Source organism: Metamycoplasma hyosynoviae, from assembly GCF_004365165.1.
GTDB lineage: Bacteria > Bacillota_I > Bacilli_A > Mycoplasmatales > Metamycoplasmataceae > Metamycoplasma > Metamycoplasma hyosynoviae.
Map to the genome: position 1 here is coordinate 138,242 of NZ_SOCH01000003.1, position 13,320 is coordinate 151,561.

Here is a 13,320-nt window from a genome sequence, read left to right on the forward strand (position 1 = left end):
AATAATTAAAAGTATAATTTATAACTAGTAGTAATTATATTAAAAAGGAAACTTTTATGTCAGAAGATAAAAAAAATATTAATGAAAGCAGCTATCTTTTAGACCAAGAAACAAAAGAGTTTGAAATTATTTTCGCTAATGACAATGAAGTTGATGAAAAAACAAAAGAAATCATTGACATTATTGAAACTGCTAAATTTGATATTGAAGGTGCTAGAAAAATAGATAGTATTGTTGGCAAGTATCATAAAAAATCTGAAGTAAAACAAGAAACCAAGGAACAAGAAGTAGAAGAAACTTCTTCTCGTCCTATATTTCAAATTTATAATAGCCCTAAAGTACAGCCTGAACACGAAGCGCAAAAACAAGAAATAGAAACTAGATCTGAAGTTCAAGAAAAACCATCAGTACAAGAAGAAAAAGTTGAAACTAAGCAAGAAATTCATCAAAAAGAAGAAATAGTTCAAGAAGTTCAAACTCCTGAAATTCAAAAACCACAAGAAGTAGTAAAATCAACAAAAGAAATAGAACAAGATAATTTCTTGCGTCAATTTAGAGAAAATGTACACGCAAGATGATTTAGCAATAATAAACAAGAAGAAGTAAAAGAAACTAAGCAAGAAGTAGAAGACGAAAGCGCTTATCAAACAGAAAAATTCGAGAGAATTGAAACTAAAAAACCTGAAATTAAACAAAAACCACAAGTTCAAGTTCAAAATTATGAACAAAAAGTTTTAGATTCTTACTATCATGTTCCTCAAATCACTTCTTTAATAAAACAAGAAATTAATAAATTAAAAGTTAAATATAACTTCGTTCAAAATGTTGATCTTCTTTCTACTTTAAAACAATCAAGTGTACAAAAAGGATTAAAACAATTAAGATTGTTTTTGAAAACTTCAAGCGACAAGATTTTTGCTGATAACATTACTTCTTTCGATGATGAAACTAAGAAAAAAGTTTTATTCATAATCTCATTATGAGAAAAATTTTCTTGAATTAACCATAGCAGTAGCGAGTTTCAATATGCTCTTGATAAAAACACACTTCTTTTAATAAGAAAATTGGTTCTGACATTCCAAATTGCTATTTATAAAAAAATTGGGCTAAAAAAACTTTTTGAACTTGACAAAATTAATTACTATATCCATAATTTCAATGATTTATTATATTTAGCAAATCAAATTAACTGAATTACTTATTTTGATGATAATAAAATGACTCCCCCTAATATTTCAACAAGTGAAATTAGTAAAATCATTGAACATATCAACTGATTTAAAACCCCTGAAGGAAAAGGATGTGAAGTTGGTGCTATTAATATAATTAATAGAATTTTCCAAGAAACATTATTTTCACCAATTGAAAGTTTTAATATTAATTATTACACTCAATATTTTATTAGAAGAGAATTTAACTCAATATTTACTACAAATAATGTTTATGGAAACAACATTGATTTTCAAAAAATAGTGTTTAATAATTCAATTGATTTAGAAGAACTTAAAAAATGTATTGTATTGAACTTAGTTCACTACGCTCAACTAAAAAATAAAGAAATGATTAATGATAATGAAAGAATTATTATCACTAGTCTGCCTCGTTTAATGATTAATATGTATGAACTTTACTCTCAATACTACAATTTCGAAAGTTATACTGAAAACTTGCTTCCAGAACCTAAACAATGATTAATTTTTGGTGCACCTGGAACAGGAAAATCTTATTTCATCGAAGAAGTTATTAATAAATATAAAAATAGTTCAGAAATAGCACTTGAACACAAAAGACTAACATTCCACATCGGAACTTCTTATTCTAATTTTATAGGGTCTTATAAACCAGTAGCTAATGTTCAAGGCAAAAACACAGTTAAATTTATTCCAGGTGAATTTACTAAAATGCTAGCTAGTGCTTATAAAAATCCTGATATAAACTATGTTTGTGTAATTGAAGAAATTAACCGTGCAGATTCATCTAACGTTTTTGGAGAATTTTTCCAACTATTAGATAGAAATGAACACGGAAATAGTTCTTATGCAGTTTCTATTTCTTATGAACTTTCACGTTATTTATTTGATGAAGAAAAAATCGATCCTCTTGATAAAGCATTAAATACCCACGAAGCTTTAATAAATCAAGTTGGCGAACAAGAATGAGAAATTAAATTACCTGCTAATTTATACATTTGAGCTACTATGAATGGAGCTGTGTCATCACGTCCTATAGATCCTGCTTTTAAAAGAAGATGAACGCTTCTATATAAAGACTACAATAGCATTCCAAAAAATATCAACAAGATTTGAAATACATTCCGTGAAAATATTAACAATATTTTAATTAGAGTAAAAGTACCAGAAGATAGACTTTTAGGATATTGATATTTACATAATTTAATTGATGAATCATCAGATGAAGAAACAATCAAAATAGCAGTACGTGATAAAGTTTTACCTTATTTATTTAATGATGTTGTAAAAATCCGTCGTGATGTGCTTGCTTTTAATGAACTTGATTATGCAACATTGAGTTTATTGCGCGAAAACTTTGATAGATGATGAAATCGTTTCAAAATCTCATCAATGCAAAAAACCAATGAAGAAATTGAAAAAATTTCTGACCAAACTGAAGATTATGATTAATCTTTACTATCGCAATTTATAAATAACAACTCAAAACACATTCGTGTTTTTACACTTTAAATTTAACAATTAATTAAAATAATCAAAATTAGGTCAATGATATTATAAGGAAAGATAGAAATGAAAAAGTTATACAATAAACAAACTAAGACGAGAGAGAGAGAGAGAGAGAGAGAGAGAGAGAGAGAGAGAGAGAGAGAGTAACCAACTTGTAGTTTGAGCTTTATATGATGATGCTAATTCATCATATAAAAAAGCTATTGCACAAATAAATAATTCGAATAATTCAAAAATTGAAGTTCATTCAATTGGTATCAATGATGTTAAGTTTGAAGAATCAAACTTATATTTTTATCATCGAATAGATCTTTCTTTAATGAATTTTAATTTAATAAAAGATTTGTCTAGTTTACCTAAACCAGACATTATTTTAGCTTCACCTCCTTGTGAAAGTTGAAGTTCAGCTGATTGTAATGGCAAAATGTTTCGCGGTTTTGATACAAGTGGCGCTTGAAGAGTTATGAATGCACATTATTATGAAGAATATTGTAAAACTTGTCATCCTGTAAAACGAAGGTATTTTGAGCAAAAAGAAAGAGGAAGACTTATAGGAGAATCGACTATTGGTGGAACTATTGAAATAATCAAACATTTTAAACCCAAAGTTTGAGTGATTGAAAACCCCAAAACTTCTAAATCATGAGAATTCCAAGAACTACATTGAAATTTTGAGGGATTTAAAAATACCACCAATTATTCAAGTTATGATTCAAAATTTAGTCTAAAACCAACAATTTTTAAATCTAATATTAAGTTAAATCTATTAAACAATAAAGTTGAAAGTAATAATGATCATATGGCAAAAGGATCTTACAATAAAAGAAGCTCTATACCTTTGAATCTAATTGAAGATATTATGAAACAAATAAAATTTTGAATTGATGGAGATAAATAATGAATGAGAAAATAAGAAAACTATTTGAAAATAAATGTATTAAGTATTGAAAAATACGTACTAATTTTGATAGTTATTATGTTTCAATTTTAGATTGAATTAAAGATAAATCATTTTTAACTAAAGTTAAAAACATTAAAATAGTGTTAAACAATAATTCCGATAAAACTATCACCGCCAAATTTGATTTGCTACCAAATAAAAAAGTTTATCTTTCAAAAGCTGAACACAATTATGCATATAGTGAATCAACTATAAATCAATTCATACACGTTTTAGAATATTTGAATATTATAAATGAAGACAAAAATAATGAATATAAATTTACTTATCATTTCGAGAACTTCGTTAAAAGTATCATAAATGAAAGTAATTCATTAGAAGATAAATTAGATAATTTTATAAGTAATCTAGTAAATAATTTACTTAATAAATTTATCCATCAAATAGAGAAACTAAACGAAGAAGATGAAGATAATAAAAAACAAAGTCCAGTCATAAATTTTAGTTTTTCAATTTGATATAACGGATTTTGTGAAAAACAAAATATTAATGAAAGTTTTTATCATTTAATAGATGAATTTAAAACTTTGTATGATTTAACACTTGAAGATAGATCGTTTAAAAAACTTGGAATTTTAGCAGATGATGAAATTATTAAAAATATTGCAAAAGAAATTAATGATTATTTAGGGTTAAACACAAAAGCAATTGAAAAAATATTAAAAAATAAAAATATAGAATTTGAAACTAATAATAAATACATTCAACCTTCTCCTGAAAGTGAAAAAAACCAATTTTCAAAAATAACTTCTATAGAAGATTTCTTTTATGATTACAATGGTTTTACCATTCCAATTTTTCAACGTGCATATGTTTGGAATGAAAATGCTATTAAAATGATGATTCAAAGTATGATACTAGATATGAATGATGGTAAAGAAACTTATTTAAATAACATTATTACTTCAGATAATGAAATTATTGATGGACAACAACGTTTATTTACATTAACATTAATCTTATATAGTATTATGAAAATTCTTGCTTATGAAGAAAAACTAGTACCTAAACTTTTTGAAAAACTATTTTTTTCTTATTCAAAAGATAACAATAGTATCAAATACTATTTTATTAAAAATACGAACGAAATTCAAATTTATCAAGAATTTGAACAAATTTTAAATGAATGAAATGGTAATTTAGAAGTTGGAAAACTTTTAATTAAAATTGTAAGATTTATTAAAACTAAAAATATTGATATTGATAAATTTAAAGAACAAATTCTAACAAAAACTAGATTCACTCATACTAATTTAACTAATAAAAATCCTGATAAAATATTTGCTAATTTAAATACCATTCAAAAAACTTTAAGTTCACTTGATTTAGTAAGAAACTGAATATATTCAGAATGTAAAAAAGAATTAAAAGAAAATTTTTATTTGCAAGAAAATCAAGAAAAAGAAAAAACTATTCAGGAAATTATTAAATATTTCAACACCAATATATTTGATAAATTTAAAAAAAATAATTCAGCAAAAATAGAAGATAAAAAATTGTTAGAACTTTTTATCGATAATTTATTTTTAAAACTTAATATCCTATGAAACAAACAAAGTGATATTAACAAAGATATTTTATATGCTCAAAAAATGAACTTTATTCTTGAAAATCTTATATTTTCAAAGGAAGTAGAAGAAGAAAATATTGAAGAACTTAAAATTTATAAAGCATTAAAGAAATTAAATATATACTTAAATGAATTTTTGTATGTAATTTGTAAATTTGAAAATATCAATAAAGATTATTTGGAAATGATAGAAATAACAAAAATTTATGCTTTTAATACAGCAATTAATGCCACACATTCTAGCAAAAAGACTGTTGCAATACCCTTAACATGAGCAATATGTGATAAATTTAATATCCTACATAAAAGTTTTGAACCTAATGTTACAAAAAACTACAATAATATTTCTGAAACTTCCAAATGATTATTTGAAATAGAAAGATTTATTATTTATTGAAAAGAAGTATATTTCAAAGGTCAATCACTTTCTCAAAAACTTTTTGCTATTGCAAAAAAGATTAGAACTTTTAAAAATTATTCAATAAATAATTTCAGAAATGAACTTTTAGATTCTATTGCAGAAATTAGTAGTCCAAAGGAAAGAAACGAAAAATTAAAAAATGCTTTATTAGATAGATACAAAAATAGGCCTAAAAAAGCAATTGATGACATTAAACATTTCTTAATTAGAATAAATTTTTATCTTTTGAATAATAAAAACATTTATTTAGATTATGATAGAAATGATACTCCATCACAATATACAAATAATTACTTTGATCCAACTACAAAATTAGAAGTGGAACATCACAACCCGCAAGTCCCAAAGAAAGAAGATTTAGATAAATTAATAAATTACAATAAAGATGAATATGATAAATATATTCAAAAAATAGGTAATTTTACTTTACTAGATAAAAAATCCAATATTAGAAATAGTAATAGAATGGGTAACGAAAAACAATCTAAAAATCGTATGTGTATAATAACAAGCGGTGATGATGAAGGACTACTTTTACCTATAAAAAATCCCTTACCTAATGATTGAAATGATATTTCTCGACATATTGATAAAAGAAGTGATCAACTTATCGATATTATTTGCAAAATTTATGAATATGAAGAAAATATTGACTAATTTTTTGTAATCTTTATTACTTTTCAATTAATAGTTTTATTTTAAAAGCAAACAATTTTGCTTATTTTCAACTAAAATATTATTAGTAATATTTGAAAGGTATTTTACAAATCAAACAACAAAAAATGAAAAAAATTAAAAGTTTGCTAGTTTCTTTATCATCTCTATCACTACTAGTAACTCCACTTACTGTAATTTCTTGCTTTAATACAGATCCTGAAAAAGCATCAAAAAATATAACAATAAGTGCTGAAGAAAACACATTGAAAAACAAAAGTGGACATGATGTTGTTCCTGCTGATATCAAAATTGCAGGTTTTAGCGAAGCTAATTTCACATGTACAGTTTCATCAATTCTTCCAAGTGAAGATGGTACTAAAGTTATAGTTGTAGTAACAGTAGTAAGCAAAAAAACCGAAAAATCATTTGATGTTAAATTAGAACTTTCTGGATTTAAACAAGAAACTAAAGCAGCAACATCAATTGAATTAACTGGAACTTCAACACCAGAATTAAAAGCACCTGGAAATAACAATGGTAAAAAATATACTTATGACAGCAATTTAAAAATAGATCCTAAAGCCCAAACCATTGAAATTCTTGAAAAAAACCTAAAAGATGAATTAAAAGATAAAAAGAAAATTTACTTTGATCACAAAGATAAATCTTTCAAAGCACAAAAAGAAAAAGCATTATTCAAAATTCCTACATTTGGTGACATTCAAGTAGCTAACAAAGAAACTCCTGAAAATTCATATATGAGCAATGGTCAACAAAAATGATCAGCAAATACCGATTTTCAATTTACAACAGATAATGATGAACTTACTTTTGAATTCAGACTATTCAAATATGAAAAAGGTGGCGGACAATTTTCAGAAGAAACTTACAAAATCAAAATTCAATTAAAATAACGGTTAACTTTTAATCAACAAAATTCTCCCTTATAATCAAGGAGGATTTTTTATATTTTGTGTTTTCTCTTTTTATTTGTGAAAATAAAAAGGAGCAAATGCTCCTTAATGAATTTAGGTATTATATTTAAAATATAAATTTCTTACTTCATCTATATTTTTTTAAATATATCAGCTAAATCATCGCTAATGTTATTTTTCGAACTATTGTTTGAAAAATCTTTTGGAATATAAGGATTGTCAATAAGAAATTCTCTTGTTTTCAAATCATCATATTCAATTTCTTCAGTTTTTTTAAGATTTTCAGAAATCTCCTTTTGAATTTCTTCAGGAGTGTGAGGGGCATCTTTTTTTAGTCCAGTTGCAATAACTGAGACAAATAATTCACCCAATTTTTCTGATTCTTCTGAAGTGGTATTTGTTAGACCAAAAATTATATTAATTTCTTGCCCAACCAATTCACGCATTGCTTTTAATGAACGCTGAATTTCATTTAAAGTAACTTGTTTACTTGCAATAAAATAAACAATGGCGTCAGTTGCTCCTACGATACTTGATTCTAGTATTGGAGAAGATATTGCACTAGTAATAGCTTTTGTGGCGCGATCTTCACCGCTTGCAGCACCAATTCCAACCACTGCTTCACCACTATTTTTAATAATGGTTTCCAGGTCGGCAAAATCTAAATTAATAATTCCAGGAACAGCAATAACATCAACAAGTGTTCTAATAGTTTGTTTTAAAACATTGTTAGCACATATGAAAGCATCATTGTATGAAACATTTCCATATTGCATTAGTAATTTGTTATTAGAAATAACAATATATGAATCAACATGTTTAATTAATTCTTTTATACCGTCATTTGCTATTCTTGTACGCTTAGGACCTTCAAAGTCAAAAGGAGTTGTAACAATTGCAACGACTAAAGCACCGCATTCTTTTGCAATTTTGGCAATAACTGGTGAAGCACCGGTTCCAGTCCCTCCACCCATACCAGCGGTAATAATAACTAAATCAGCACCTTTTAATCTGGTTTTAATTTCATCAGCACTTGCAAGGGCAGCAGCACGACCTATTTCGGGTTTAGCCCCAGCTCCAAGTCCTTTTTTATCACCTAATTGTAAGGTAACAGAACGATCAAATTGTTCAAGTACTTGCTTATCTGTGTTAGCAATGATGAATTCAAGTCCATCAAGTTGAGTGTTTAATAGGGTTTTAATACTATTATTACCACCACCACCAACACCAACAACTTTTATGCTAGCAACTGGATTGTAATTTGCATCATCATATTTATTGTTCATATATAATTACTCCTAAATTGGTTCAAATAGAAACATTGCAATTATTTATAATATTATATAGAGATTATGCAAATATTGATTTTCTTTTACTATTTTTAATATTTTTAATAACATCTGAACTGATTGTGAAAACATCGGTTTTAATAATTTTTTCACTGGTGTCTTCATGTAGTTTTGCAGTATCAAGTAGATTAATTAAGCCTTGCATTTCAGTAGAAACAAATTCATTTTCATGTGCTAGTGAATAAATATTAGATCTTGAAAGTTTTTCTTTGAAAAACATTTCAATTTCTTTATTTTTAGTAACTAGTTTTCCAATGAAATTCAAATTGATGAAATTACTGTTTAATATTTTCAAGCTTTTAATGAAATTAGTGGTTTTTTCAAATATTTCCGTATAGAAATCTTCGAAATTTGTGTGTTTATCATCTAAAAATTCAACATTATTAGTTTTTAAATTATTTAAAACGAAATATGCATAAGGGGTGTTTCAATAATTTTCAAATAATAGGTTACTTTCAAGTTTTTGACCTTCATTTTTCAAAATTTTATTATTTTGAGTTAAATAAAAGTTCAATTTACCTTCTTTATTTATATCAATAAAGATGTTTCATCCTGCTTGATTGTAATAAGAAATTTTGCTATGTTCCATAATTTCTGTTTTCACTATTTTAAGTTCATTTTCTGCTATAAATGAACTAATAGTTTCTCAAAAATCATTGCTAATACTTGAAATGTTAACATTTAATTCAGTTTCTGAATTATTTGTTTTATTTTTAGAATCAACTACAATATCAATAATTTTCTTACTTGACATTAAGTATTTTTGCTCAATTTGATTTACGATTAAGAATCTGTCGTCTTCTTTTTCGTTGTTTACTGAAATCAAATAATTATCAACTCTAGCGCTGCTTTCAATGTTTTCAAAAGATATTAATAGAATAAGATCATTTAGCTTTCCCTTAATCAATTTTTCAATTGATTTTTTTGAATTACGAATGAAGAATTTTTTATCTAAATTAGATAATTCCAAACTGTTAATCGCATCTTTAAATATAGGAAGTGTTTGATTTCCATATTTTTCTACCGCTTCAATTTCTCATGAATTTGCTAGTAGTTTTAGAGTTGTTATAACAGTTTTCTTCATACTTATTACCTTTTAGAAATGATTCTTAATTTTGCACTTTGCGATCTTTTGTTTATGTTCTTTTCTTCTTCTGAAGGAAAGATGATTTTTTGACTTCATTTTTGTTTGCTAGAAATGGGTAATCTAGCAATTTTTGGATTTTCGTAATTTAGTTTTTGGTAAAACTCTTTTATGAGTTTATCTTCTTTTGAATGAAATGAGATAGCCAGGAATTTACCATTTTCTTTTAAAAGATTAGGAATTTGCTTTAAAAGTGTTTTTAAAGCACCTAGTTCATCATTAACTTCCATTCTTAGTGCTTGAAAAATCTGTTTTGCTGGATTTTTCTTTCTCACTTCAAAAGCTGGAAGACATTGCTTTATTACATCAACAAGTTTTTTTGAACTCTCAAATGGTCTATTTTCGATAATTGCTTTCGCAATTTTTTTGAAAAACTTTACATCAGCATTTTCGATTAAGATTTTTTCGAGTTCTTCTTGTGGATAATTATTCACAATATCACTAGCTTTTAATTCTGATTGTCTATCCATTCTCATATCAAGAGGAGAATCTACTGAGTAGCTAAATCCACGTTCAACAGTGTCTAATTGTGGACTAGATACTCCGAGGTCAACCAGAATGCCATCAACTTGTGCTATATTTAGTTTCTCAAGTTCTTCTTTTAAGTTTCTAAAATCACTTTTAATCAGAACGAAATTACTATTTATTTTTTCAAGAAGCTTTTGGCTAGCATTAACTGCTTCAATATCTTTATCAAAACAAATTAATTTACCATTTTTTATTTTTTTGAGTATTTCTTGACTATGTCCTGCTCTGCCTAAGGTTAAATCTACATAAACCCCATCAGCTTTTATTTCAAGATAGTCAATGACTTCTTGTAATAAAACTGGTATGTGCATTTTATAGTTTTACTCCCTTTTCAAATAGGCTTTCAGCTAACTTATCAAGGTTTTCTTCGTTTTCATACATCTCTTCGTTTTTGTCGAATTCTTCTTTTGCAAAGATTTCGCATTGACTCCCAGTGCCTATGAAAACTACTTCTTTTTTGATAGCGATTTTTTCAAGTAAATGTTTCGGAAACGTAACTCTACCAAGTTTATCTGAGACAAGTTCTTCGGTATTTGCAAAGATAATTCTTTTCAAGTTCCGAATTTCTTTATCTAATTCATTGTTTTCTTCCAAACGGCTTTTCAACTTATTGAATTCAGCTGCTGTTCTTAAAACAAGTGAACGGTCTAAACCTATTGTGATAAAAAAGTTAGATCCTAATTCCTTCAAAATTTTTGTTGGAATTACTATCCTGTTCTTATCATCTAGTGTTCTGTAATATTTTCCAAACATTTCCACTTCTTTCCACTATCAACCTAATTCTAACATATTTTTTCCCACTTGACTTATTTTTTTATTAATATTTTTTATTTTCAAAATGCTTGTTTTGTAAAAACTAGCTAAGAAAATAGCCTTAGCTCTTGAAAAAGAGCTAATTTATTTAAATTTAAAAATTAAGAATTTTGGCAGTTTTTAAAATTAAAAGCAGATAAATAATCGATGGTAATTTTGAGCAAACAAAATTACAATTTTCTTACTATGTAAGAAAATAGAAGGATTTTTTATTAAAAATTACTGTTACGATGAAAGAAAATGTTGCGAGTGGTAAATTATTAATAAGATAAGATTACATATATGCATATAAGTTAAATATTAAAACTTGATAAAAATTGAAAAATCGATAGTAAAACTTAATATAATTTACCTTAAAAATGCTGGTTTAGCTCAGTAGGTAGAGCAATTGATTCGTAATCAATGGGTCGGGAGTTCGATTCTTCTAACCAGCACCATTTAATGAAAATTACCAAGTCGAATATTGGTATAAAAAAAATGTTTTGTAAAAATATAAAAAAGTTCTTTTTTTAGTATAATAATAAAGCATTTTATTAAAAAAAATTGTGCCGACTTAGCTCAGCGGTAGAGCAGCTGGCTGTTAACCAGTTGGTCGTTGGTTCAATCCCAATAGTCGGCGCCATTTATGGCCCTATGGTGAAGTGGTTAACACATATGGTTTTCATCCATACATGCGTGGGTTCGAGTCCCGCTAGGGTCACCATGGAGAATTAGCTCAGTTGGGAGAGCATCGCCCTTACAAGGCGAGGGTCGTGGGTTCGAGTCCCTCATTCTCCACCATTGTTTGAAAGAACACCAAAAAAATCCTTTTCAATCTATAAAAGGCGAAACTTCGTCTTTTTTTCTTTTTTTTATACATATAAAGTCCCCAACAAGCGGACTTTTTTAAATCTCAGGCATTAAATGTTCTTTGGTGAATGAAAAGTGAAATCACAATAGTTTATTAAATATGTTTTATTTTAACACTTTTAAATTAACTAAATAAGGAACAAATTTAAAGTATTTTACTAGTTTCTAATCAATAGTGCGTATGTTCGCTCATATATACTTATACGTATTACGTATAAAGTATATATGAAACTCGCGAACAATACGCACCGCTCGATTACACTCATAAAGATAATTTAAAAGTTTTTATCCTTCTTGATATGAATTTAAAAGTGTTAAAGTTTTCGGGACTATATATACATATAGTACCCAAAAAGGCAATTTTCAGGACTTTATATGGGACTATATATCGTTCCCCTGAAAAAAATTACCCCCTTTGTTTATTTAATGCTATGTGATATTTTAGAAAGGAAGTTTATAAATGAGTTCTAAAATCTACGAACTATCTAACTTATTCAAAAAGTATGAAGACATGAAAGAGATTGAAAAAACAGACAAAATTCTATTTACAAAATTTAAAAGCATAGACAAATTCACTGACGGACTGCAAAATAGACAATTATTTATTTTAGCAGCAAGACCCGGTGTTGGCAAAACTACATTATTACAAAATATTATGAATAATGCTTCGAAACAATTAAAAGCTGACGAGTATATTTTATTTTTAAGTTTGGAATTGTCCGTTGTTGACGTATATAAGAGATTTTTACAAATTGAAAGTGATATTTTGACTAAATCTGATATTAATGATTATGAACCCAATGACCAAATTAAATTAGAATTTGAAAAAATCAAAACCAAATTTGCAAACAAAAATATTTTAATTTTTGATAATGAAACAAATGAACAAATAACGCCTACTTATATTCAAAAAATGTTAAGCGAACTAAAAGAAAGAAACATTAAAATTAAAGCAATATTTATTGATTATTTTCAATTGCTTGATAGTAATTTATTCAATGCTATTGAATACAAAGCTCAAGAAGATACTTCGAAACAATTAAAACAAATTGCAAAAATAAATAATATTAACGTATTTTGCCTAGCGCAATTAAGCAGAGAATACGAAAAACGTAAAACTGTTATCCCTACATTTAGTGATTTAAAAGGTACAAGTTCCATTGAACAAGACGCAGACGTAATAATGTTCTTGTATTCACAAGATAATAATATTCTCAACAATAATTCTATTTTAGAGCTTCAACTCACCATTGCAAAAAATCGCAATGGTTTATGCAATACTTCAAGTTTAATCTTCAATACAGAGCAAGGAAAGTTTTATGAAAAAGACAATTTTATAGTTATTGAAAAAACTAGAAGCGAAAAAATAAATGATTAGTGCAAGGAAAAATGAT

9 protein-coding genes and 4 tRNA genes are annotated in these 13,320 nt (G+C 26.5%); 9 read left to right on the forward strand and 4 right to left on the reverse strand.

The features are described 5' to 3' along the window. Positions 1–56: 56 nt before the first annotated feature. The 4 genes from JN03_RS09160 (at position 57) to JN03_RS01815 (ending at position 7,222) form a co-directional block, all read left to right on the forward strand. Entirely contained in the window at positions 57–2,642 is a 2,586-nt protein-coding gene (locus JN03_RS09160; protein ID WP_134076593.1) for an AAA family ATPase, read from the forward strand. 376 nt (positions 2,643–3,018) lie between these two features. Continuing rightward, positions 3,019–3,597 (forward strand): DNA cytosine methyltransferase, encoded by a 579-nt coding sequence (locus JN03_RS09165; protein WP_273569477.1) that lies wholly within the window; start codon positions 3,019–3,021, stop codon positions 3,595–3,597. Next, positions 3,597–6,308, forward strand: coding sequence for a DUF262 domain-containing protein (locus tag JN03_RS09170; protein WP_134076595.1), 2,712 nt, complete (start codon positions 3,597–3,599; stop codon positions 6,306–6,308). The genes JN03_RS09165 and JN03_RS09170 overlap by 1 nt, the downstream gene beginning before the upstream one ends. A gap of 125 nt (positions 6,309–6,433) precedes the next feature. Next, positions 6,434–7,222 (forward strand): hypothetical protein, encoded by a 789-nt coding sequence (locus JN03_RS01815; protein WP_036445261.1) that lies wholly within the window; start codon positions 6,434–6,436, stop codon positions 7,220–7,222. Between the two features lie 152 nt (positions 7,223–7,374). Here JN03_RS01815 and ftsZ read toward each other — a convergent pair whose 3' ends face one another. The 4 genes from ftsZ to JN03_RS01835 all read right to left on the reverse strand — a co-directional run bounded on the left by ftsZ (position 7,375) and on the right by JN03_RS01835 (position 11,017). Then, the gene (gene ftsZ, locus JN03_RS01820) at positions 7,375–8,529 is read right to left on the reverse strand and encodes a cell division protein FtsZ (RefSeq protein WP_134076596.1); all 1,155 of its coding nucleotides are present in this window, start codon (positions 8,527–8,529) and stop codon (positions 7,375–7,377) included. Positions 8,530–8,593: 64 nt separating this feature from the next. After that, positions 8,594–9,676 (reverse strand): hypothetical protein, encoded by a 1,083-nt coding sequence (locus tag JN03_RS09175; RefSeq protein WP_134076597.1) that lies wholly within the window; start codon positions 9,674–9,676, stop codon positions 8,594–8,596. Positions 9,677–9,681: 5 nt separating this feature from the next. Next, positions 9,682–10,575, reverse strand: coding sequence for a 16S rRNA (cytosine(1402)-N(4))-methyltransferase RsmH (gene rsmH, locus JN03_RS01830; protein ID WP_036441545.1), 894 nt, complete (start codon positions 10,573–10,575; stop codon positions 9,682–9,684). Position 10,576: 1 nt separating this feature from the next. Then, a complete protein-coding gene (locus JN03_RS01835; protein ID WP_036441548.1) occupies positions 10,577–11,017 on the reverse strand; it encodes a division/cell wall cluster transcriptional repressor MraZ in 441 nt (146 codons plus the stop codon). Positions 11,018–11,438: 421 nt separating this feature from the next. Between JN03_RS01835 and JN03_RS01840 the strand changes: the two genes are divergently transcribed. The 5 genes from JN03_RS01840 to JN03_RS01860 all read left to right on the forward strand — a co-directional run bounded on the left by JN03_RS01840 (position 11,439) and on the right by JN03_RS01860 (position 13,304). After that, positions 11,439–11,514: transfer RNA gene (locus tag JN03_RS01840), tRNA-Thr, on the forward strand. Positions 11,515–11,624: 110 nt separating this feature from the next. After that, a tRNA-Asn gene (locus tag JN03_RS01845) sits at positions 11,625–11,699 on the forward strand. Between the two features lie 5 nt (positions 11,700–11,704). Further along, a tRNA-Glu gene (locus JN03_RS01850) sits at positions 11,705–11,780 on the forward strand. A 1-nt stretch (position 11,781) separates the two neighbouring features. Then, positions 11,782–11,857, forward strand: a tRNA-Val gene (locus tag JN03_RS01855). 580 nt (positions 11,858–12,437) lie between these two features. Further along, a complete protein-coding gene (locus tag JN03_RS01860; RefSeq protein ID WP_166666758.1) occupies positions 12,438–13,304 on the forward strand; it encodes a DnaB-like helicase C-terminal domain-containing protein in 867 nt (288 codons plus the stop codon). Positions 13,305–13,320: the final 16 nt, after the last annotated feature.